A 21,997-nucleotide genomic window follows, 5' to 3' on the forward strand; every position below is an offset into this window, starting at 1 on the left:
AAAGAATACTTCACATATTTTTTTAAATTTTATATAATTATAAACTAAATAGTATAATTATGATAATATCAAGAAAAAATTTAACCTATTATACCGGATGCTTTTTAATGGGGATGATTTTTGCAGTTATTGTTTGGCTATTCATAGAATTAATGCACATCGGAACTGGATTTTTATGGGATTATCTTCCAGGACAATTTGATTTAAAAGTTTATCCAATTATAATATGTTTAGTAGGAGGATTAATTTTAGGTTTGATTAAAAGTAAATACGGCGAATCCGTTTACGAAATGAATGTGCTGCTCTCAGATAGAAAAAAAGGGAAAAAATTACAAAATGAAAATATACTTTTAATATTTGTCAGTGCACTGATTCCCATAATATTTGGAGGGAGTATAGGACCTGAAGCAGGATTATGCGGTATTATAATAGCTCTCTGTATGTGGTTATCAAAATTCATGACTTTTTTTAAGAAAAATATCTATGATATCTGTGATGTAGGTATCAACTCAGTATTCTCTTTGATATTTGTAGCACCATTATACGGTCTGGTGGCTCCAATAGAAGATCAGGAAAACAGTGAAAAAAAGACATACAGTAATATTCTTTGTATTTTAGGAGCTCTTCTTGTATTTTATATTCTAAGACAAATTTTCAGTACCTCTGTGGGTTTTCCTCATGTTGGAGGATATGACATAAGTAACTTTGAAAGATTATTAGGAATACCCTTGGCAATTATCGGCTCATTATTTGGAGTAGTATACTTGCTTTTTGATAAATATACTGAGAAAATACTTGAAAAAATAAAATTTAAAAGTAATATTTTAATTACATGTTTGATTGGAGGATTAATATTAGGTATTTTCGGCATGATATCACCATTCACTATGTTTTCAGGTGAAACAAACATGACAGTGATTCTTGAAACTTATGCAGTATACAGCCCAGCCATTTTAATTGCTATTGGAATTGCAAAATTGCTTCTCACCAATATCTGCATTAAGTCAGGATGGAAAGGAGGTCATTTCTTCCCAGTGATTTTTTGTGGAATCATAATTGGATGTGGATTCTCATTATTGTTTAATTTGGACATAGGATTTAGTGTAGCAGTCATAACCGCTTCAATTCTTGGTGTCTTAATGAAAAAACCAATAGGTGCTGCACTATTGCTGCTATTATGTTTTGATCCTAGAATAATTCCATGGCTTGTTGTAGCTGCATTTATCGGTTCTGTTATTCCAACCAATTGGATTAATCCAGTAAAAATAAAAAAAGAAGAATTAAAAATTGAGGAAGGTTAATCATTCCTCATTTTTTTGATCCAACATCTGTATTTCATTGCTCATATCATATTAATACATATGTATTAACTCATATCTCACTATGAACTCTATTTAGCATCACCTATCTATATTTCTTCATTGAAAATTATAATAATCATTATGTATACTATAGCTATTTTTGATGTTAAATTCAAAACTAACAAAGAGAAAATTGAAAACATTTTAAGACACTTTGGACTTAGAAAAATTCAGACAAATACATATATTGGAAAATTAAGTAATGCTAATTTAACTAGTTTTAAAAAAGAAATTAAATTGGCAATTCCTAAAAAAGATAGCCTATTAATTCTACCAATTTGTGATAACTGCTATTCAAAAAAAGATACATTTGGACGAAGAATAAATTTCAGTGAAAATTTGTATAGGGTGTTTTAGAATGAATATTCTAATTGAAGGATTCAACAAATCAATTCACAAAAAAGATAATCAACTTGTCATAAAACAAAAAGATATTATCCTAGATTCCATTAAAGCAGACAAAATATCTAGCATAGTTATAATAGGAAAAGGATATATAACATTTGATGCCCTAACACTAATTGCAAATAATAACATCAAACTAATTTCAATTGATTATTTAGGTAAATTAAATTATTTAATAGAATCACCAGACTGGAGAAATGTGAAAATAAAAAAACAGCAGTATTTACTAAGTGAAAATAAAAAAGGTATCAAGATATCCCGTGAAATAATAAAATCAAAAATGATAAACCAAAAATCAACATTAACAACCTTAAACAAGCGCCGTAAAATTAAAGAAATAGATGAAATAAAAAATAATATTACTCTTCAAATTAATAGATTGAATTCCATTAAACTAACAAATAATCATGAAAAAGTAAAAATGCAAATAATGGGGTGTGAAGGAAAAGCATCAGCTCATTATTGGAGTGGGATAAAATTATTAATCCCCAAAGATATAGGATTTGAAAAAAGAACCAAAAAACCAACAGACTTATTGAATTCCATGCTGAACTATGGATATGCTATTTTGGCAACTGAAATAACCAAATCAATATTAATAAATGGATTAGATCCATATTGCGGTTTCCTCCATTTCGACATGGACCAAAGAACAAGTTTAACATATGATTTAATAGAAGATTTCAGACAACAACTCGTAGACAAAACAGTATTAAATCTTATCAATAGAAAACAAGTTACAAATAATGATTTAGATAAAAGAAACAAAACTATAAAATTAGAAAAAAGAAAACTGATTATTTCAAAAATTCAAGAAAAACTACACTCAACAATAAAATACAATGATGAAGAAGTAACTTACAGCGAAATAATTAATAAACAATCATCAAATTTAGTAAAAACTCTTTTAAATGATGAAAAATTTAAAGGATTTAATTTGCATTGGTGAAGACAACATTAATATTTTTAAGTTATGAATGTTTGTCCTAAAAAACAGATAAAAAAAGATAGTACTTAGATAATTTTTTGAGGACAACAATGCCCTTTTTTAAGGAAAAAATCATGACCCTGAAAAAAAATTTAAAAAAGAAAAATAAATACCTTAAATAACTAAAAGAAGAAAAAATAATAAGAGTTTAAAACGAATATTATCTTAAGTAATATTCAGAACCAAAGAATGCGAAAGAAATAATATATTGTGGAGGTAGATAATATGACATACTTTTTAGATATGGATTTACATGAACCTTTTGGTATACCAGAAGTTGTTGAAACTACTGCAGATACTCGCACACGTCTAAGCAATAAGACAACTAAGGAATTAGTTGATTATTTGATTGGGGTGGACAAGAGTATTAAAGCAGGTTTTGAGAATGCGATTTATTTCCAGGAATGGAGTGTTGGATCTGATATTCTACGTAAGCGTGGTTATGAAATTCATGGACCATCTGATATTTATAATTTATAGGAGGTAGATATAAGTGGTTTTATTAGAATTGTTAGGTGTAGCTTTAGGTGCTTCTTTAGTTAATGGCATGGCTAAGAAATCAAGTATGAAAGCAAATCCGCAATTAGATGTTAAGCAATTTGATGCTGATTGTGCTAGATATAGTGTGATCGGTCAAGACATCATGGATGTTGCTGCTCGTTGTGGTGTAAAACCGAATAAATACGGTGTGTTGCCAGAAGATGGGTACAAGCATTGCATGGGATATGTCACTCAGTATGTCAATCATCCTGACGATGTTGAATTATTCAAACGTGATTGGTTATTGACTGTTGAACAACAACTCAAAGCTAAATCAAATCTGATGATTCGTAAGTATTGGGATGATTATCAGCATCAGTATAATGGTTACTTGAACAACAAAGAGTATTGGACTTCTGGACCGGAGATTGTACTGGAGTTTAAGCACTGGCATGGTTTGCCAAAAGATCAGCATTTGAAACGCTTAAAAGATATTCAAACTAAAACATTTTGGGGTGAATTATGTTTGCAAGATCCAATCTTACGCAAGAATCCACGCATTAATGATTCATACATTGAAGTATGGGTAATGAGAGGTGGTAAACATGACAAACAAGGCAATTGGGTAACACATAATGCTTGGGAAATGACATATGAGATTTGCTGTGGTGTGTGTGGCTATGACGCAATGTTATAGTCACATTTTTAAAAAGGTGATATTATGGTATTAATTTATAAAACAGAAGATAATGAATATTTTACTTTAGCAGAATTAGCACAAAAATTTCCAAAAGAGTGGGCTTACTGTTTGAGTTTAAAACGAATATTATCTTAAGTAATATTCAGAACAAAACTTTGGGAAACAGATCCAATTGCCTATTATGAATGGAAACGTGAGTGTATTGAACTGAATATGTTACCTGATTTTTTTGGTACTCGTGATAATCCTATTCCTATTGATGAATCTAAATTATAAAACTTTTTTTTTAAATTTTGTTCTGAATATTACTTAAGATAATATTCGTTTTAAACGTAATAAAAATATGTATGTTAAGGATTGGAGTGAAAACAAATGGTGGAGAAAAAACTCAAAAAGTCAGATGAAAGATTTGGTCTTGAATTTGAAGTTAAGAAAAATACAAAGAATGCAAACCGTATCGGATTCAGTAATACATTATTTGATGTTGGTGAAAAAGTCTATGTTCTGTCAGAAGAGCAGCACTATGATATTATAAAACAGATAGATCAGGTTGATGAATACAAAGAAAGAATAGCTGAACTTGAAACTGAAATAGCTAATGGATTAACAGACAATAATCTTGAAAATGAACTTCAGGAAAAAGATCAAATGATTAACACTCTGAAAGATAGGGTTGATTCACTTGGAAAAGAACTTGAATCAAATAAATCAGAAGTTAAAGTCCATGATAAAGATGAAATGGAAGAGTTAAAAGAACAGCTTAAAAGTTCACAGTCTCAGGAAGCTTATTGGAAAAATGCTTATGAAAATCTGATTGATACATCTGATGAATTATCTGCCAGAAATGAATCCCTCATTAAAGAAAATGAAAAACTAAGAAACGATAACAATAACATTAACGAAACCAACAAATTGTTAAATGACAATATGATGGGATTAAACGATAACTATAAAGAAACAAAAGACGAACTCCAGTCCAATTTTGAAGAAAAGGAAAATGAATTAAAAGAAACCATTGAAAAACAACAATCTCATATAGATGAATTAAATGATAAATTACAATCCTTATCCAGTCTTAAAGAATATATTCCACCAAAAGAACATTATGAAGCACTTGAGGAATTGAAAGATAAAATAAAAGAAGTTGAAACAGAATTAAACAAAGCCAATGCTGAAATCAATCTTAAACTATCCAATCAGAAATCTGAACTGGAAATAAAACACACTGAAGAAAAAGCACAAATGCTAATAGCTTACAATCAAGAGCTTAACAATAACAAATTAAAATATAATGAACTAGCAAAAGATTATAATCATTTACTTGGAGATGCTAATTCATTATCAAGAATAAACACTTTCTTTAATGGGAAACATAAACTAATTGTTAAAGATAAAGAACCTGTGGAACTTGAAGAGATAGAGGTGGAAAAAGAACCAACAGAAACAATAGAATATGTTCCCAAAGACAAAGTAACATTAATATGAATATTTATTTATTAATATATGAAAGGTGAAACTATGGATAAAGCATCAGAAAAAGTACCTAAAGTATTTATATCTTATTCTTGGACAAATGAAGAACATATAGAACAAGTTATAGAATTTGCTACATATTTGGTTAATAATCATGTTGATGTCATATTGGATGAATGGGATGCTCCTGAAGGAATAGACTTAAATTATTTCATGGAAGAAAATGTTAGATCAGAAGACACAGATTTTGTTCTCATAATTTCTGATAAAGAATATGCTCGTAAAGCTAACGAAAGAACGGGTGGTGTTGGTACTGAAACACAAATTATTAGCAAAAGAGTTTATGAAGATGTAAACCAAACAAAGTTTATCCCAATAGTTTGGCAAAATGATGATGATGGAAAACCATGTCTACCAGATTATTTAGCATCTAGAAGATATTTTGATTTAACACCGAAGAATAGATATTCAAATTCTGAAAAAGTATTACGAAGATTACATGGTATTCCAGAAAATCCAAAACCAAAATTGGGTGAATTTCCTAAGAAATTGTTAGAAACTAATAAATATTATCCCTCGTTAAAAGAAATTATCGAAACATTTGATGAAAAAATTGAAAAAAATCCTAAATCAATCAATTCAATTTCAAGACATTTCTTTAAAGATTTTTTACATAATTTTGATGAGTTTAAAATAAAATTTCAGACACGAAATGCGTTAGAAATTGCTAATCAATTACACGATAATATTGAAGAGTTTATTCCATTAAGAAATTATTATATTGAATTTATTGAAAAAATTACTCAAGTTTATGAGTTTGCCCCAGTAGATGGCGATATAATTAAAGAATTATTTGAAAATATTTATTCTAACTATTTTATACCTAAACCTGGTGAATCTTATATAAGTGAAGATTTTATGAATTTTGACTTTATCGTAAGAGAACTTTTTTTATATACAATTACTATCTCAATTAAAAATGAATATTACCAACTTACAAGTAATCTTTTAAACACTCCGTATTTTTTTAATGACCCATATAATTCTAATGATACTAAAACATTTTTAGATTTGGACAAAAGAAGATATGTTCGTACTGATGAATATTTAACATATTATTGTAAGGAACATAATCTTAATAAATTAACTGGGATGGGACATTTTTTGATTTCAAGAATTCATAAAAATTATGTAATTGAAGAATTAGTAAACTCAGACATCTTATGTTGTCATATTTCTATAATTAATTTGCAGGATTCCGATGGTTGGTTCCCATTTACATATATTTACAAAGAAACAAAGTACATGCATTTATATCAAAAATTAATTTCTGAAAGTTATTATAAGAAAGTTAAATGTATCTTTGACATTGAATCTAAAGAAGAATTGGTAAAGAAGATTAAATATTCTGATGAGTATTTTGGAAAAATGAGATATGGATTTAGAAGTGTTTTCATGAATTATGTTAAACCAATTAGTGAATATATTAATGCTGATGAAATTGCAAGTAGAAAATAGTTTGTATATACCAATATTTAAAAGTGGAACTTGAAGAGATAGATGTGGAAAAAGAACCAACAGAAACAATAGAATATGTTTCCAAAGACAAAGTAACATTAATATAAACTATTCAATTGATTTGAGTATCTCATCCATCAATTCAGAAGTGTTAATGTTATTTTCCTCACCTATTTCATATTCAATAACAGATCCAACCAGCTTGTCAAGGGATCTATCTTGAATAGCTGAAATGATTCTTAACTTCATGTGAGTTTCAAGATCTACTTTAACATTAATTCTTTTTCTGGGATTGCCTTTATTTAATAGCTTATCGTTAATATCATATGTAGAATTGTCTATATCTTTTCTTTTGAACCAGTCATCTTCATTAACATCTTTAAAAGCATCTTCAACATATTTGGCTATATCAATATCTGCAACTTTATCTTCAATAATGGATGTTGCAACTTTTTCTAAACTGGAATCTTTTGAAGCTGCAATAACTTTTAACTTCTTGTGAGTGTTTGGGAATAGCTTAACAGTTATTTGTTTTCTTTGTGTTTCAATATCGTTAATGTAGTCTTCTTTAACTTCTTTTATGGCGTTTTCTCTTTGAACTTGTTTTTCAATAAGCTCTTCAATTTTATTGTCTGTCATGTTATTTTCCTCCTGTATGTTTAATAATGTAATTACATTAATAATGTATTTACATAATATATTTTTGTTGATATATAAATATTATGTTATTTTGAAAAATAAGCTGCCCATCTCTGATGGACAGGTTGCGACGAGTGAAACGAGTCGCAATAGGTATATACTAAAAAGTTAGTTAATGGTTGGGTTAAAGTGACATTAACATTAACGATTGATATTTCCTTACTGGAATTATATTTTCTTACTAGACAGACATCATACTGGCAAATATGATATATTTTTTTTAAAAGTAACTTTATCAGGTTCTTTGAATGATTTTTTACAACTGGTTTTATTAGGGATTCAAGAGTTTAATTTGTTGATGATTGTTATTAAGTTATTAATTTAATGGAATGGCTTTAACATTAACGGCAAGGGTTCTGGAATTGGATTTGGTTTTCACACTTGGATATATATGCACGAGTTTCAGGAATTAAGTTTTGAAATGGTAATGTTGGATGTTAATGTTAATAGTTTATATCATAACATTTACAAAACTAGATTTAACAAAATAATGTTTGGATACATATGTCAAATTATCATTTTTTTAATAGAAAAGAGCTAGAACAAATTCTTGATGAATGCCTTAATAAAACATTAGGTGAAGTAGATAAGAACAATGTTTTTGAAATAACAAAGACACATCCTAAATATACTGGAATAGCTGGACATGTAATTGAACAATCTGTATTGGGATATCCTGCAGATACTAGACAAGAACCTGACTTGGATGTTGATGGTGTTAAAACAGAATTAAAAACAACTGGTATTAAATACATAAGAAATAACACTCAATTTGTTGCTAAAGAACCTATGAGTATTACGGCCGTGTCTCCTCACACTATCGTTAATGAAACATTTGATGATTCTAATTTTTGGCATAAACTAGCTCACTTATTATTTGTTTATTATTTATATGACTCACCAACCACTGTTAAAGCTGCAGGATATGCAGACTTTCCAATTAAAGGTTATCAATTTTATGAATTCAATTCAGAGGATACAGAAATATTAAAAAATGACTGGACAATAGTTAGAAACTTTATTTCCTGCTTACAGGATAACTATGAGAATTATGAGGATGAATATCCAAGAATATCTCATGAATTAAGACCTAAGTTGATGTATATTGATACTGCTCCTAAATGGCCACATAATCCAAGATTCAGATTAAAAAGAAGTGTGGTGTCATCTATCATTCAAGATCACTTTGGTGAATCTTTAGAGCAATTACCTAAAACATATACTTCCTATTCTGAGATTTATGAAACCTGTCATGAGTTGACAGATCAATATAAAAATAAACCAATCCATGAACTTGTTGATTTATTGGATATTAAGGTTAATAGAATTAATAAAGCAATTGGAGAACAGATTATTGTTAAAATGTTTGGTGGAACATCAAGGAAAATGCAAAAGATAAAACTATTCAATAGATTAGGAATTATTGGTAAAACATTAACATTAACAGAGAGAGGACTTCGAAAGGAAGATATGAAACTGTTTACAATTGATTTTGATGAATTTACTGAAGATATTGAATTTGAAGATTCACAAACCTATGATTACTTTAACAACAATAGATTTTTATCTATAATATTCCAAAGGCCTGAAGCTGATGCTGAAATGAAAGATAATATCTTTTTAGGATTTAAAATGCTTACTTTTGAAAGTAGCTTTATTGAAAATGATGTTAAGAATACTTGGGAGAGAATTAAGGATTTAATAGTTAATGATAATCTGGAGGATGTTGTTGTCTTAGATAGCCAAGGACAACCTCGTAAAAATAGAAGCGGTAATATAATGAGTGCTCCTAACTTTCCTAAGAGTTCTGAAGGAAATGTATTCGTTAGAGGAACAAGTTCCACATCTGATGAGAAACCATTGACATTGAATGGAATAAAAATGTATAGACAACAAATGTGGGTTAAAGGATTGTATATAGTTAATAAGCTCAATGAAGAGGATTATATTTAATCTTCTTTTTCAATTACTCCTTCTAAATATTTTCCTAGCTTTTGAACAATACCTACTACTAAAGCATTACCCATCATAAAATATCTTCTTCTTTCTGTCATAGCTTTAGATTCTATATTAGTCCAATTATCCGGAAACATTTGTATTCTTTCAGCTTCAACTGGTGTTAATGTTCTATATATGTCTTTTTCTTCATTAACTCCTATGATATGTGAACTTCTGTTTGTTGTGCTTTCACTTGTGAGCATTGTTCTTGCAGGTGCATCTAAATGATCTGGAAATGCAATAGCTCCTTCTGAATAGCAATAGGTTTCACCATTTGGTTTTTTCCTTTCAAGTTTTTTAGAACCTTTCAAGTATTTCCATTTCTCAAGTTTTTCACCAGATATAATGTATTTATCATCAAAATTAGTTTCAAGGATGTCTCCTAATGTTGTAAACTCTCCAGAATAATTTGGTTCAACTTTATATGTATAAACATTACCATTAATCATACATCCTGCATTATAGAAATGAAAATCAAACTCATCACTAACGGAAACAATATCTTCATAGTCTTCTTTAGAAATACTTGATTTGCCTTTTTCTAATTGAGTATCTTTAATTGGGAAATTTGTAGCGAATATTCCGTTAGTATACACAAGTTGTTCTGCTGAATATTTTATCATGTCTTTAAAGTAATTGGTAGATTTATGATAAGCATAAATGAATACTCTTCTTCTTTTTTGAGGAAATCCATATTCTGCTGCATTAATTACTCTCCATTCAACTGCATATCCATTATCAAGAAATGACCTTAACATTATTCCAAAGTCACGTCCTCTTTGAGTTGATGGTGAACGTAATAATCTATCTACATTTTCAAGTAAAACAAATGGAGGTTGTTTGGTTTCAAGGACTTCGGCTATTTCCCACCAGAGAACTCCTTTCTTACCTTCAATACCTTTTTCATTGGATAAAGACCTTGCCACTGAATAATCCTGACATGGAAAACCTCCTACAAGTAATGTGTGATTTGGAATGGTAGTTTTGTCAACTTTGCCAATATCTTCACATACATGATTTTCAGATGCTCCGAATCTTTCAGTATAGCAATCAAATGCTGCCTGTGTTTTAGTGGATGGTTCCCATTGGTTAGCCCAGATAAAATCCCAATTATCTTTTTCAGTAACTTCATTGCCGTTATATGTTACTTCATTGAATCCACAGCGGAATCCACCAACTCCAGCAAATAATTCTACAACTGTCTTATCCATAGTAATTTCTCCAATAGTTAATATATTTATAACAAACATATTAATAATTAACGAGATCAATTAAAAAGTATTAATTAACTTAAAATTAAACTGATATATAAGAATAATTAAATTAAGAATTCAATTCGTTATAGAACATTATAGGAGCAGATGTTTATGGAAAATTTAGAAAATGTACATGCTATAATTAATACAATAGCTGAAGACCCAAGAGTGGATGTTTCTAAAATAGATGATTATACATTTAATGTTGTTATTAATGGAGAACTAATGGATTCATTTGAAAAACTTGGAGAAATCCAAAAGAAGATAAATGATGGTTGTTCTGATGAATATACTCTTAAAACTATTTATGGTGACGGACAAGATGCAAAATTAATTTTAGAAAAGAATTAAATTCATAGGTCTTACAATGAGTGCTGACATATTTGAAAAGAATAATATAAGATTACCTACTATTGAAGAAGTTGAGGAAATAGATAATCCTCCAGTTGTAGCACATTTTACCAATGGACTTTGGGATTGGTATGTAATAGCTGGAGAAAAACTTGATGATGATTATCGTTTATTAGGATTAGTTAATGGTGATTATAAAGAGATGGGAACATTTACTTTAAAACAATTAGAAAATGTCTCAGCTAAATTAATATCTATTGAAAACATAAGTCTTCAAGAAGTAAAGTCCAGAATATAATTTATTTAACATAATCCGTATATTTCATTAATAATCCAATAACTGTAGGTAATGCAGACTCATAACTTGCAAATTCTATGTTTTCTTTTTTACCAATATCTATTTCAATTCCTGTAATCCCTTGAATGGTTTCCGTGTTTATACTTTTAATATCTTTGAACTTGATTACTTTTCTTGGTTTTTGAATTATTAATCTGTCATCTTCGAGAAATAAAGTTGTAGTTATAACTTCTTGTTCTTCTTTAGCTCCGCCTGCAAGAATTCCTGTTGTTAAAAATAGTGCAGCACTTGCTAAAGCGGTATTGGATTTTTTAGTAATGACCATTTTAATTTCAGCTTTACCTGCTCTTAAAAGTCTTTCAACTTCTGAATCAACCATGATATTCACCTATTAAAATATTGTTTTTATTATTAATTAAATTGATAGATTTATTTTAAGTTGAATTTAATTCATTGACATTAACATTAACGATAGGGGTTCTATAATTGGATTTGGATTTCGCACTTGGATATAATGTGCAGGGGTTTCGGGAATTAAGTTTTGAATTGGTGATGGTGGATGTTAATGTCAGCAGCCAGAATTTTATTGATGTATATATTTATTTTTTTTATTATGTTTGTTCTATATTTTTTTAAATATTTTTTATAATTTGTAATTTAATTTAATATATAAATAGTTCGTATCTTTTCTTTTTTTACGTATATTATAAACAGAAATATACGTTTAATTTATATATAAAATAAGAGAATTTTGAAGTTTTTAGTTAAAAATCCAAAAAAGAACAAGGACATATACATATGTGTATTACAAGTAGTACATTTATCTAAATTAATAAAAAAGTGTATATGTTGCTTTATTATTCATCATATGTTACAATTTTGAAAATATTTTTTGGGTGTTAAATGCTTTACAGAAGTTTCTAATATCTTGAATCAATATCAATAGTTATTAATTTAAAACATTAACATTAACATTAACGGAAGGAGTAATGGTTTTGGATTTGGGTTTTAAACTGGGATATATATGAAAGCATTTCTAAAAAGAGTTTTCAAATAGCTATTGGTGAGTATTAATGTATCTGTTATTAATCCGCCCCAGTTTACAAATACTTATTCTAAAATATTAGTTCTTGAGCAATTCATTGTCTTTTAGATATTCAATGAATTTCAAAATCATTTTTGTTTCACGTTATCCAATAGCAGTTCTGAAAAGTCAGTTACATAATATCATAAAGAAAAATTATATCGTAATGAACGTCCTGCATGTGCTTTAGATTCTAATTCATCAATTTTCCTATGAATAATTTTTCTTGCATCATCAACACAACAATTTTCATATAAATAATCATTTTCTTCAGGAGTTACTAATTTATAATATTCTGAACTATATCCGTATTTTCGGTATATTTCATTTTCTATTGTTTGTAATATTCTTAATTTAAGTTCTAAGAAATAGGTTGTATTTTTTTTATCATTTAAATAAATAAAGATTGGAATTGCATTATCACAAACTTCTGTAATTTTAAATAAATTATTGGTTCTTTCGTATATATTACATAATCTTTTATATGTTGTTGGACTACCAACTTTTTCAGAAACATTTATTTCATATAAGTTTATAGCTCCTTCTAAATCATTCATTTCTTCTAATAGTTTAGCTTTTTTATTTCTTTCCAATTGTTTTTTTGTTGGTCTAAAATCTGCAAAAACATTAAGAGTATATCTTTTTCTAGCTTTATCATATCTATCTTTTTTATTTGATGTTTCCATAAGTTCTGAATATTACTTAAGATAATATTCGTTTTAAACGTATGAGTACGAAAAATTATTATTCAAACATATAAATCCAGTTCCTGAAATTGATATGGACTCATTCTTTTTAGATAATCAAAATATTAGAGGAGCACGTACAATCGCAGGAACTATATTGGAGAAAAAACAAATAAAAATACAGGGAAAAATTATTCTAAATTGGGAAGAATTGCATGCTGTAAAAACATATAGTGGACATTTCCATAAACAAATTAATGGATATGTCCGAAAAAATAGTGATTGGGAGAAATATTTCGAGAACCAATTAAATAAAGAATTCACAGGAGATGAGACTATAAAAGAAATTGAAGATTTGATTGAAGACCCTGATTCAGCAATGAAGAAAACACCAAGTTTAACTCAGAGTATGACCAAATGAAATAAAGTTAAGGTTTTTATTGCTTCAGTCGTTTCATTGGGTTTAAATCAAATTATCTTAAGTAATATCCAGAACTCACTTGAAAATTAATTTAACACTATTCATTTAATTTAAACCTTAATATATCATCCCAATGCCTTCTTAATACAATTTCACATTCTAGTTTGTCTAAATCATATGCAATAGACCATTGAGTATTACTTGCAATATCTTCAGGGTTTGGGTCTTGTGCTGATGCTTTTAATGCTTTCCATACATCAGTTATTCCATTTCCACCATTATTTATTACATCCATTATGGAGTCATACCTTTCTTTTCCTTTTCCATATATTCCATTTACTCTATTTGGTTTTACTTTATCAATATACATTCCATAGAAATTTGTTGCAGCTTTAAATTTAGTAACAACCATTGGTCTTTCTTCTTTTTCAGGATCAAATTCCACTACTCTACCATCCCCAGTCTTATCTGTTATATAGAAATGATAATCCCTCCCACTCGTAGATAAAATATCATATTGTTTGATTAATTTTATCGCTTCTTCTGTTGTTTTAGCTTTATCTAAAATTAATCTAATTAATACAGTCGTTAATAAAATAGGTTTCCCAGTTTTTTGAATTGTTGGTTTGCTTGTTTGTGTCAATACAGCTATTCCAAGCCCCTTTTCATTAATCCCATCTAAACAGATATATGGTGAAATTAAACATAATGCTTTTGTTCCCCTGCTTATTTCGGGATCATTATTATAAATATGATTTAATGCTGCAAATCCTATTGATTTATATCCATTTTTAGGATTACATCTTACAAGTAGTGCTGATGAATCAAAAGAGAAATCATAGTTCCTTCCAAATAAAAATTTTTCATCATTTGGCATTGTAAATGCTGAACATCCATAATTAGGAATTTCCAATTCCAATTCTACTCCCGGAAGAGCATCTGCGAAGGTTAATTCCATCATTTGTTGATCACTTATCTCTCCTTCGACAATTGGAGTTACCTTATCGATATTATAATCATATTTTATTTCTATAGAATAAAGATTATAATCATTATATTCCGTAAGTTTTTTAATGGTTTTAATTGATTCCATTCTATCTTCTGATAATTCTAACATTCTTTCATCCTATTAATATTTTTTCTATATTTATAAAAAAAAGTTCAATGAAATACTGACTAATTTTAAATATTTCACCATTCCATATTTAAAGTTTATGTAAAATTACCCCTTCACCCTAGTTTAAAACGAATATTACCTCAAGTAATATTTAAAACTGAAAGATTAATGAGAATACAGCAAACCCTAAAAGTTGATAATAGCATATTTATATGGTTGAGTTATTACCTACCCATTCTTCAGAAATCATAAAATTATATAACTCTTTAATTTTTTCGCTTATGAACTGATTATCCTCCTCAAAAACCTGAATCAAAACAGGGACGCCATACACTTTTCAGTTTGAATAAAATTACCAGTTTCATTACTTAAAAAAATATATAGAATATATTATTCTCATTTAAAATTTCAAAAAATAAAGTTTGAGGAACTCTACCCCACGCCTTTAATTAAATAATTTACTTTTGCGAATTTTAATAATGTTTTTCCATTCTTTTTTTATATTCAATAACCCTTTCAATGGTTTCTATTTCTTTATATAATATAATAGACACCCTATTCGTAGCAGGGATCAGTGCAAATGCATTAACAGCAATTGGAATATTTCCTCCAGTTTATATACTGATTGTATCAATCGGACAAGGTTTAATTACAGGAATGATAAGCATAATGTCCAATTACATAGGAGCAAATGAAAAAGAAAAAGCAAATAACGTCTTTTGGCATGGGATTTTAATATCCCTTATAATTTCAATAATCTGTTTTGTATTTGCATTTTTTGGTCTTAAAGAACTATTAATTATCATGGGAGCAGAATCTGTAATAGATCTTACTATGGATTATGCTCAAACAGTATTTGCAGGAAGTATTATAATAATTTTAAATACTGTAACAATTTCATCTTTAAGAGCAGAAGGAGATATGAAAAAAGCATCAAATATTACCATTTTTGGATTTGTTTTGAATATAATTCTTGATTACTTCTTAATATATTTCCTTAATTTTGGAATTTGGGGAGCTGGTGCTGCAACAATACTATCCACATTAATTGGAACAATTGTTGTTATATACTGGCTATTTGTTAAGAAAGATACATACCTACAAACTAAATGGTCTCATTTTAAATTTAATATGAAATATATAAAAAATATACTATCTTTAAGTATTCCAGCTACTTTAGAAGGGTTTGTAATGAGTTTTCTATTTATATTTGTTAATATGATTTAATAGTAGCTGGTGGAGACATCCATGTTGCAGCATTTACAGGATCTTAGAAAATACTGTCCTTAGGAATGATACCTGCAATAGGAGTTGAAGCAGCTATTTTAACTATTTCCGAATATTATTTTGGAGCTGAAAATTATAAGAGAATTAAAAGCATATATAAATATTCAATTATATTTTCCACAACCATCTCAATCATAATAGCTATTATCCTATTTATTTTTGCAAACCAAATTTCATACTTATTCACATTATTAAATGGAGATAAATCATTAGGTTACTTAATAGCAAATATCATAAGATTATTTGGAATTTATATAATATTTGTTCCACTTGGTCTTTCATCAACCGCAATGTTTCAATCAGCACAAAAAGGATTTACTTCATTATCTTTAGTTATTTTAAGAGATCTTTTATTATCAACAATTTTTGCGTATATATTGGGAATTCTATTAAACTTCGGAGTTTATGGAATTTATGTAGGAATCATACTTGGATGATTGTATCTTCCATATTTAGTTATTTCTACTTTAATTGGTATTTAGATAAACTTAAAAATAATTAAACACTAGATTTAATATTATGAAACCACAGTTTAATAAAGAGATGTTAAATAATAATTCATTAGATTCTTTAATATCTATAATCGATAGAAGCTTTAAAATCGCTTGTTTAGATAAATTTGATGAATTAGATTTAACTTTTCATAATTATATGACTTTAGAATTTATATATAATCATGAAAATGTAATTCAAAAAGATTTAGCTAGGCTATTCCATAGAAATCAAAGTACAATAACCAGATCTATTGATAAATTGGAAAATAAAGGATTTGTTGAAAGAATTCATGATGATAATAATAAAAAAAATAATATTATCATATTAACTACTAAAGGCCAAAAAGCTGTAGAGGAAATAAATAGTTTTAAAAAAGACTTGGAAAAGAATTTAGTTTATAATTTCACAGAAAATGAAAGAGAAATATTCAAGAAACTATTAAATAGGTTAATTCATAATTTTAATAGTTATATTTTCAAATAATCCCACAATTTATATTTTCTAAAATTTTATTATAATAACAGTACTAAAAAAATATTTATTTTATATGTATTAGTGGATTTTCTTCTTGTTTTTCATGTGACTGTTTAGCTAGTAATTTTAACCATGCATTATCAATTTCAATAAGCAAGTAATTTCAACATCTAAATAATCTTACTTCTGTTGTTGAATATCACTAAAGCATATGATTAAAACTAGAATTAAGTATTATATAAAAAGAAAAGTAGATAATTATTTCATCTAGTGTTTTTTTGGAAACATTTCTTCAGATATTTCTTGTCTTCGTTACTCATTCCAATAGCTTCTGCGATTTTTAGAACACAAAAATCTATCATTCATACATATTAACTTCGCTGATAAACTCCCCATCTTGGTATCAATATTTACAATAGTCATGGCTTTTAGATAATCATTTTTCAGTTCAAAATCATTACCACTCATTGACCTTGTACCTAATTGAGAAAATTTCATATTTTCAAAATTCATAATAAAACCACTTGTTGTACACAAGCCATATATAACTTTTCACTAATCATTTACCAACTTAAAAAAAAACATCTAATTATTCACCCTTTTTTAAAATGTTTTGAATATAACATTTAAAACAAAAATTAGCTTGTAAACAGGAACATAACAATCATAGACAGATGAGTTTGAGTTTATGTAAAAACTAAAATTTGATTAACATATTTATATTTTGAAATCAAAAATTAACATATTATAATTATTGGATGTTTTATTATGAAAGTGACTTTAGTTAATCCACCACAAACTGCATCTAAATATAAATTCATGGGTGTTATTGCACCACCTTTAGGTATTGGTTATATAGCCGCAGTTTTGCGAGATAATGGAATTGATGTTAATATTCTTGATGCTTCTGCAGAGGATATGGATTTTAATGAATTTTCAGAAGAAATCAAAAACAGAAGTCCTGACATCATTTCAATATCTGCACTTACACCAACAATAAATAAGGCTTTAGAAACAGCTAAAATAGCAAAAGAAGTGCTCCCTAATTCAATTATTGTAATGGGAGGATATCATCCAACTTTTGATTTTGAAGAAACATTGAAAAATGACTTTGTTGATATTGTTATTCGTGGCGAGGGAGAATATGTTCTTCGTGATTTAGTTAAAACTATTGAAAATAAAGGTGATTTAAGGGAAGTTAGAGGAATTGTCTTTAAAGAGGATGGCAACATTGTTTTAAATCCAGATGCTGATTTAATTTATGATTTGGATGCTCTTCCATTCCCAGCTTTTGATTTAATGCCTATGGATAAATATAAACTTTTAGATATGGACACTCACATGGCAACTATGATTACAACAAGAGGATGTCCTATGAAATGCTCCTTCTGTTCTTCTGCTGCAATGCATGGTAGAAAAATGAGACAACGTAGTGTTGATAATATTTTATCTGAAATTGATTTTTTACGTGAAAAATATGATATTAATACTATTGCATTCATGGATGATACATTCACATTAAAAAAATCAAGATTAATGGAATTTTGTGATAAACTTAAGCAAAAAGATTATGAGATTATGTGGGGCTGTACTGCTCGTGTTGATACTTTAGATGAAGAAGTACTTAAAAACATGAAGGAATCTGGATGTATTACTGTCTTTATGGGTGTAGAATCTGTAGATCAAAACCAGCTTGATTCAATGGATAAAGGAATTACAGTTCCAAAAATTGAAAATGCATTTAAAATGTCAAGAAAATTAGGAATTAGAACAATAGCTTCTGTTGCCTTAGGCATGCCTGGTGACACTAAAAAGATTATGAATAAAACAATTAAATTTGTCCATAAACTTAAACCGAATTATGCTATTTACAGTTTATCTACACCATATCCTGGAACAAGATTTTATAAAGAATCCTTTGAGAAAAATTTAATTAAAGTAAAAGATTGGTCTAAATACACATTAATTAGCCCAATTTTAGAGACCGCAGACTGTTCCCTAAAAGATTTAAGGAAAATGCAAACTAAAGCATTTATAAAATTCTATCTAAGACCACAATATCTTTTAAGCCAATTCAGACAAGACGGAATGTATTTCATTAAAACAATATTTGGCGTAATCAAAACAGCATTAACTAAAAATAATGACAAGAAAGCCTAAAAAAATAATATGAATATTAAACGGTGAAAATATACGGGAATGTCCTAAATATGGAAAAATAAATGATGATTTTAAAGACAGATGTGGTTGTGGAGTGTGGACATGTCCTACCTGCGGAAATGTGAATGAATATCCTGAAGGAAGAGGTGAATGGTGCGACTTTGATGTAAATGTAAATTACGGTATGTTCTAATGAATAAATTTCCATTGAGAATAGGAAATTTACCAATGATTTCTAAAATCAATGAAAAACCATTATACATTAAAATATTATCAATTTCTAATTTTTAAACAACACTCTTTAAAAGACTGTATACTGATTGAATGCTTTAACTCAAATGGCAAGAAATCCAAAGAAAAATTACAAGCTAATTAAAATTGATTTAGAATCAGTTGGTGTTATATAAGCTTCTGCCTCAATAATAGTTTTTAGTTTAGAAAATGAAATATCAAAACCTTTCTGATTTAATTTTTTCGTCAGAAGTTTCAAATCTTCATATTCTGCTTTCAATGAAATTAACTTCTCATTATCATTAAATAAATACTTAATTTTAACAGTAGATTCTAGAGAATAATTATTAATATTTATTAAAACCTGTTTCTCAATCAATTCATATGGAAACTTTTTATGCTCATGTTTAAATATTTTCATACCAATTGTGCCAAATTCTAAAGCTAAAAGACTTGAAATGTCATCAAAGTATTTTTCCTCAAAATCAACAAGTACAATATATTCCATTCGTCCTTTTTTAGTAAGAGCATTAATTACATGGACATTTTTAGCTCCAGTATCAATTATTTTATCTATAATATAAGGAATGCCTTCAGGAGATAAATCATCAATTGTAGTCATTATTAACATGATTTTCACCTAAAAATAAAAAAAATAAGAGAAATTATTTAAATAATTCAAACTTATTTAATTTTTAAATGTTTCACTATAAATCTTTCATTATAGCAGCAGCACGTTTTGCAACATCTTGAGCTCTTTCCATTCCTCCAGGAATAGAAGAAGTTACATAAGCTCCACGAACTGCTTCTTTTGCAATAGCTTTAATATCTCCATCAGCATATCCCATTGCACCTGCAACTGCTGCAGGAACAATTACATTAATAATAGTGTGTCCACATAATTGTAATTCAGTAATAGGGACTGCTGCAAGAGGCATAACTTCTAAAATTTCAGAATTTTTATTTACTACAGCATCAGGCAATACTTTATTAGCAAATTCTTCAAATACTATTTTTTCACCATCAATAGTAACTTCTACATCTGCTCTAGTATCAAAACCAGCATAATTATCTAAGAATGGATTTTCCTTCCTACGTGATCTTCCGGAATAATTAGTAATATTAATTTGAATATCTTTTTCCATCATCTCACTAAATAATCCAGAAGCTGCAGTTTGAACATTATTAAGTTTTTCATCATCAAGTGCTTTAGTAATTTCTCTAAGAGTCATGCCCTCATTAAGTTTTTCATATGTAAATTCAGCAATTCTAAGAGTTTCAGCACTTAATGTACCTTCAGTTGCTAATATCATAGCTTTTGTAACTGGTCCTCTCATAACTTGTTCAGATTTACGAGCAATAGTATTAGTAGCTATTTTAGCTATTGTTGGTTCAAGATAGAAATTAGATTTTACATTATTAATAGCTTCAGCTGCTTTATCAACATCTCCATTGCTTGCAAGTAAAACTTTAAGTGAAAGTATTGCATCAGCAGTCATATGACCTAAAGGTGGTTGTAATGGACCTCCAGAAAAACCTGCACCAATATCCAATGATTCTTCAAATGCAGAAAGCATTTCTTCAAATGCCATCATACCAACTACACTTGGACCACCAATATCTTTCATAATTACTCCAAAGTCACCTACAACTGTAGCTGTGTCATATTCTTCTCCAGTTCCCCTAATATGTAATTTTTCAGGCAATCCTGCTGCTTCACAAGCACCTAAACCTGCTACATATGCACTGTTAGCTACGAAAAATTCACCATATTCCTCTGAAACTTCAGAATCTGGATGAACAATTTCTAAAATTGCTGCTACACCAAAAATAGCTGCAATTATTGGACATGGGGGCATACCTACATTAGAATATGCAGTTAACATTCCTTTTGTACCTGCATATGCTCCTTTACGAGCAAGTTCTGAAAAACCAATATCTTCTCCTAATGCATTATGTCCATATAATGGACCTCCTCCAACACCTAATGGAAGTATAGCTCCTTCAATAGGTGTTAAATTATTATTGAATATTTCATCATAAACCGCCCTTACAGCAGCATAACCTGAGATTCTATTATTTGCTTTTGGAGTAGGAATAGCAAGTACACCACAGCGATCTACACCTGCAATCATTCTTGCCATAGCTCCTAATTTCCTGTTTCCTGCTGGAACACCAGCTTGTGCATTAGTTCCTGCAAAATAACATAATGCTGCGCTTAATAAAGCTGCATTTGCTGCATCTGCACCACATTCTTCTGCTGCTTCAATCGCTTTTCTCAAGATATCATCAATAGGAAGTGTACCGACATTTTCGTCAGTTAACATTATATTAGTTCCCCTCAATACATCTTCTGCAATTGAGTTTGCAGAACAAATAGCTGCAAGATTTAACATACCATGTCCTTTTGTTAAAGCTTCTAATCTGTCACTAGACATATTATCTATATTTAATGTAGAAGCCATCATTGCTGCAATAATCTCTTTTTCCATACATATCACCTTTTTAATTAAGT

22 protein-coding genes are annotated in these 21,997 nt (G+C 28.5%); 15 read left to right on the top strand and 7 right to left on the bottom strand.

Features of this window, described 5'->3' with window-relative positions; all coding sequences use genetic code 11:
• Window positions 1-107: 107 nt before the first annotated feature.
• The 7 genes from ACR0P1_RS02820 (at window position 108) to ACR0P1_RS02850 (ending at window position 6,925) form a co-directional block, all read left to right on the top strand.
• Entirely contained in the window at window positions 108-1,301 is a 1,194-nt protein-coding gene (locus ACR0P1_RS02820) for a chloride channel protein (RefSeq protein ID WP_432644892.1), read from the top strand.
• 141 nt (window positions 1,302-1,442) lie between these two features.
• Window positions 1,443-1,718, top strand: a complete 276-nt coding sequence (gene cas2 / locus ACR0P1_RS02825; RefSeq protein ID WP_432644893.1) for a CRISPR-associated endonuclease Cas2 — start codon at window positions 1,443-1,445, stop codon at window positions 1,716-1,718.
• A 1-nt stretch (window position 1,719) separates the two neighbouring features.
• Window positions 1,720-2,715 (top strand): CRISPR-associated endonuclease Cas1, encoded by a 996-nt coding sequence (cas1, locus tag ACR0P1_RS02830; RefSeq protein WP_432644894.1) that lies wholly within the window; start codon window positions 1,720-1,722, stop codon window positions 2,713-2,715.
• Window positions 2,716-2,979: 264 nt separating this feature from the next.
• Window positions 2,980-3,234, top strand: coding sequence for a hypothetical protein (locus tag ACR0P1_RS02835; protein WP_432644895.1), 255 nt, complete (start codon window positions 2,980-2,982; stop codon window positions 3,232-3,234).
• A gap of 13 nt (window positions 3,235-3,247) precedes the next feature.
• Window positions 3,248-3,931, top strand: a complete 684-nt coding sequence (locus tag ACR0P1_RS02840; RefSeq protein ID WP_432644896.1) for a hypothetical protein — start codon at window positions 3,248-3,250, stop codon at window positions 3,929-3,931.
• Between the two features lie 375 nt (window positions 3,932-4,306).
• Complete coding sequence (locus tag ACR0P1_RS02845; RefSeq protein WP_432644897.1) at window positions 4,307-5,419, top strand: hypothetical protein; 1,113 nt, start codon at window positions 4,307-4,309, stop codon at window positions 5,417-5,419.
• Window positions 5,420-5,452: 33 nt separating this feature from the next.
• Window positions 5,453-6,925, top strand: coding sequence for an SEFIR domain-containing protein (locus tag ACR0P1_RS02850; RefSeq protein ID WP_432644898.1), 1,473 nt, complete (start codon window positions 5,453-5,455; stop codon window positions 6,923-6,925).
• 108 nt (window positions 6,926-7,033) lie between these two features.
• Here ACR0P1_RS02850 and ACR0P1_RS02855 read toward each other — a convergent pair whose 3' ends face one another.
• Window positions 7,034-7,564, bottom strand: coding sequence for a hypothetical protein (locus ACR0P1_RS02855; RefSeq protein WP_432644899.1), 531 nt, complete (start codon window positions 7,562-7,564; stop codon window positions 7,034-7,036).
• A 564-nt stretch (window positions 7,565-8,128) separates the two neighbouring features.
• On the opposite strand from ACR0P1_RS02855, the gene ACR0P1_RS02860 reads away from it, so the two are divergent.
• Window positions 8,129-9,577: a MutH/Sau3AI family endonuclease gene (locus ACR0P1_RS02860; protein WP_432644900.1), complete on the top strand. Its 1,449-nt coding sequence runs from the start codon at window positions 8,129-8,131 to the stop codon at window positions 9,575-9,577.
• Here the strand turns inward: ACR0P1_RS02860 and dcm are convergent.
• Complete coding sequence (dcm, locus tag ACR0P1_RS02865; RefSeq protein ID WP_432644901.1) at window positions 9,574-10,833, bottom strand: DNA (cytosine-5-)-methyltransferase; 1,260 nt, start codon at window positions 10,831-10,833, stop codon at window positions 9,574-9,576. The two genes, ACR0P1_RS02860 and dcm, sit on opposite strands and share 4 nt — an antisense overlap.
• Before the next feature lie 156 nt (window positions 10,834-10,989).
• Between dcm and ACR0P1_RS02870 the strand changes: the two genes are divergently transcribed.
• Together ACR0P1_RS02870 and ACR0P1_RS02875 are read left to right on the top strand one after the other, a co-directional pair.
• Window positions 10,990-11,229, top strand: a complete 240-nt coding sequence (locus ACR0P1_RS02870; protein ID WP_432644902.1) for a hypothetical protein — start codon at window positions 10,990-10,992, stop codon at window positions 11,227-11,229.
• Between the two features lie 16 nt (window positions 11,230-11,245).
• On the top strand, window positions 11,246-11,527 hold the full coding sequence (locus ACR0P1_RS02875; RefSeq protein ID WP_432644903.1) for a hypothetical protein: 282 nt from the start codon (window positions 11,246-11,248) through the stop codon (window positions 11,525-11,527).
• 1 nt (window position 11,528) lies between these two features.
• Here the strand turns inward: ACR0P1_RS02875 and ACR0P1_RS02880 are convergent, their stop codons facing one another.
• Complete coding sequence (locus tag ACR0P1_RS02880) at window positions 11,529-11,906, bottom strand: hypothetical protein (protein WP_432644904.1); 378 nt, start codon at window positions 11,904-11,906, stop codon at window positions 11,529-11,531.
• Between the two features lie 848 nt (window positions 11,907-12,754).
• Window positions 12,755-13,297, bottom strand: coding sequence for a hypothetical protein (locus ACR0P1_RS02885; protein ID WP_432644905.1), 543 nt, complete (start codon window positions 13,295-13,297; stop codon window positions 12,755-12,757).
• Between the two features lie 94 nt (window positions 13,298-13,391).
• Between ACR0P1_RS02885 and ACR0P1_RS02890 the strand changes: the two genes are divergently transcribed.
• Window positions 13,392-13,718: a hypothetical protein gene (locus tag ACR0P1_RS02890; protein WP_432644906.1), complete on the top strand. Its 327-nt coding sequence runs from the start codon at window positions 13,392-13,394 to the stop codon at window positions 13,716-13,718.
• A 97-nt stretch (window positions 13,719-13,815) separates the two neighbouring features.
• Here ACR0P1_RS02890 and ACR0P1_RS02895 read toward each other — a convergent pair whose 3' ends face one another.
• The gene (locus ACR0P1_RS02895; protein ID WP_432644907.1) at window positions 13,816-14,835 is read right to left on the bottom strand and encodes a linear amide C-N hydrolase; all 1,020 of its coding nucleotides are present in this window, start codon (window positions 14,833-14,835) and stop codon (window positions 13,816-13,818) included.
• A 519-nt stretch (window positions 14,836-15,354) separates the two neighbouring features.
• Between ACR0P1_RS02895 and ACR0P1_RS02900 the strand changes: the two genes are divergently transcribed.
• The 4 genes from ACR0P1_RS02900 (at window position 15,355) to ACR0P1_RS02915 (ending at window position 19,251) form a co-directional block, all read left to right on the top strand.
• On the top strand, window positions 15,355-16,062 hold the full coding sequence (locus tag ACR0P1_RS02900) for an MATE family efflux transporter (RefSeq protein WP_432644908.1): 708 nt from the start codon (window positions 15,355-15,357) through the stop codon (window positions 16,060-16,062).
• A gap of 53 nt (window positions 16,063-16,115) precedes the next feature.
• Window positions 16,116-16,559 carry an MATE family efflux transporter gene (locus tag ACR0P1_RS02905; RefSeq protein ID WP_432644926.1) on the top strand — a complete coding sequence of 148 codons (444 nt, stop codon included), beginning with the start codon at window positions 16,116-16,118 and terminating at the stop codon, window positions 16,557-16,559.
• A gap of 82 nt (window positions 16,560-16,641) precedes the next feature.
• Entirely contained in the window at window positions 16,642-17,100 is a 459-nt protein-coding gene (locus ACR0P1_RS02910; RefSeq protein ID WP_432644909.1) for a MarR family winged helix-turn-helix transcriptional regulator, read from the top strand.
• A gap of 759 nt (window positions 17,101-17,859) precedes the next feature.
• On the top strand, window positions 17,860-19,251 hold the full coding sequence (locus ACR0P1_RS02915) for a B12-binding domain-containing radical SAM protein (protein ID WP_432644910.1): 1,392 nt from the start codon (window positions 17,860-17,862) through the stop codon (window positions 19,249-19,251).
• Window positions 19,252-19,612: 361 nt separating this feature from the next.
• Here ACR0P1_RS02915 and larC read toward each other — a convergent pair whose 3' ends face one another.
• Both larC and ACR0P1_RS02925 read right to left on the bottom strand, forming a co-directional pair.
• A complete protein-coding gene (gene larC, locus ACR0P1_RS02920; RefSeq protein WP_432644911.1) occupies window positions 19,613-20,113 on the bottom strand; it encodes a nickel insertion protein in 501 nt (166 codons plus the stop codon).
• Between the two features lie 76 nt (window positions 20,114-20,189).
• A complete protein-coding gene (locus ACR0P1_RS02925; RefSeq protein ID WP_432644912.1) occupies window positions 20,190-21,974 on the bottom strand; it encodes a hypothetical protein in 1,785 nt (594 codons plus the stop codon).
• Between the last annotated feature and the right edge of the window lie 23 nt (window positions 21,975-21,997).

Origin of the sequence: Methanobrevibacter sp., from assembly GCF_050872065.1 — an archaeon.
In the GTDB taxonomy this organism is placed as follows: Archaea; Methanobacteriota; Methanobacteria; order Methanobacteriales; family Methanobacteriaceae; genus Methanocatella.

What these genes read in the sequence shown, in the direction of transcription:
- ACR0P1_RS02895 (WP_432644907.1), bottom strand. Translation starts at nt 14,835, where the DNA reads ATGTTAGAATTATCAGAAGATAGAATGGAATCAATTAAAACCATTAAA.
- ACR0P1_RS02910 (WP_432644909.1), top strand. Translation starts at nt 16,642, where the DNA reads ATGAAACCACAGTTTAATAAAGAGATGTTAAATAATAATTCATTAGAT.
- ACR0P1_RS02845 (WP_432644897.1), top strand. Translation starts at nt 4,307, where the DNA reads ATGGTGGAGAAAAAACTCAAAAAGTCAGATGAAAGATTTGGTCTTGAA.
- ACR0P1_RS02915 (WP_432644910.1), top strand. Translation starts at nt 17,860, where the DNA reads ATGAAAGTGACTTTAGTTAATCCACCACAAACTGCATCTAAATATAAA.
- cas2 (WP_432644893.1), top strand. Translation starts at nt 1,443, where the DNA reads ATGTATACTATAGCTATTTTTGATGTTAAATTCAAAACTAACAAAGAG.
- ACR0P1_RS02880 (WP_432644904.1), bottom strand. Translation starts at nt 11,906, where the DNA reads ATGGTTGATTCAGAAGTTGAAAGACTTTTAAGAGCAGGTAAAGCTGAA.
- ACR0P1_RS02900 (WP_432644908.1), top strand. Translation starts at nt 15,355, where the DNA reads ATGGTTTCTATTTCTTTATATAATATAATAGACACCCTATTCGTAGCA.
- ACR0P1_RS02890 (WP_432644906.1), top strand. Translation starts at nt 13,392, where the DNA reads ATGGACTCATTCTTTTTAGATAATCAAAATATTAGAGGAGCACGTACA.
- cas1 (WP_432644894.1), top strand. Translation starts at nt 1,720, where the DNA reads ATGAATATTCTAATTGAAGGATTCAACAAATCAATTCACAAAAAAGAT.
- ACR0P1_RS02885 (WP_432644905.1), bottom strand. Translation starts at nt 13,297, where the DNA reads ATGGAAACATCAAATAAAAAAGATAGATATGATAAAGCTAGAAAAAGA.
- ACR0P1_RS02870 (WP_432644902.1), top strand. Translation starts at nt 10,990, where the DNA reads ATGGAAAATTTAGAAAATGTACATGCTATAATTAATACAATAGCTGAA.
- dcm (WP_432644901.1), bottom strand. Translation starts at nt 10,833, where the DNA reads ATGGATAAGACAGTTGTAGAATTATTTGCTGGAGTTGGTGGATTCCGC.
- ACR0P1_RS02925 (WP_432644912.1), bottom strand. Translation starts at nt 21,974, where the DNA reads ATGGAAAAAGAGATTATTGCAGCAATGATGGCTTCTACATTAAATATA.
- ACR0P1_RS02820 (WP_432644892.1), top strand. Translation starts at nt 108, where the DNA reads ATGGGGATGATTTTTGCAGTTATTGTTTGGCTATTCATAGAATTAATG.
- ACR0P1_RS02875 (WP_432644903.1), top strand. Translation starts at nt 11,246, where the DNA reads ATGAGTGCTGACATATTTGAAAAGAATAATATAAGATTACCTACTATT.
- ACR0P1_RS02860 (WP_432644900.1), top strand. Translation starts at nt 8,129, where the DNA reads ATGTCAAATTATCATTTTTTTAATAGAAAAGAGCTAGAACAAATTCTT.
- ACR0P1_RS02835 (WP_432644895.1), top strand. Translation starts at nt 2,980, where the DNA reads ATGACATACTTTTTAGATATGGATTTACATGAACCTTTTGGTATACCA.
- ACR0P1_RS02855 (WP_432644899.1), bottom strand. Translation starts at nt 7,564, where the DNA reads ATGACAGACAATAAAATTGAAGAGCTTATTGAAAAACAAGTTCAAAGA.
- larC (WP_432644911.1), bottom strand. Translation starts at nt 20,113, where the DNA reads ATGTTAATAATGACTACAATTGATGATTTATCTCCTGAAGGCATTCCT.
- ACR0P1_RS02850 (WP_432644898.1), top strand. Translation starts at nt 5,453, where the DNA reads ATGGATAAAGCATCAGAAAAAGTACCTAAAGTATTTATATCTTATTCT.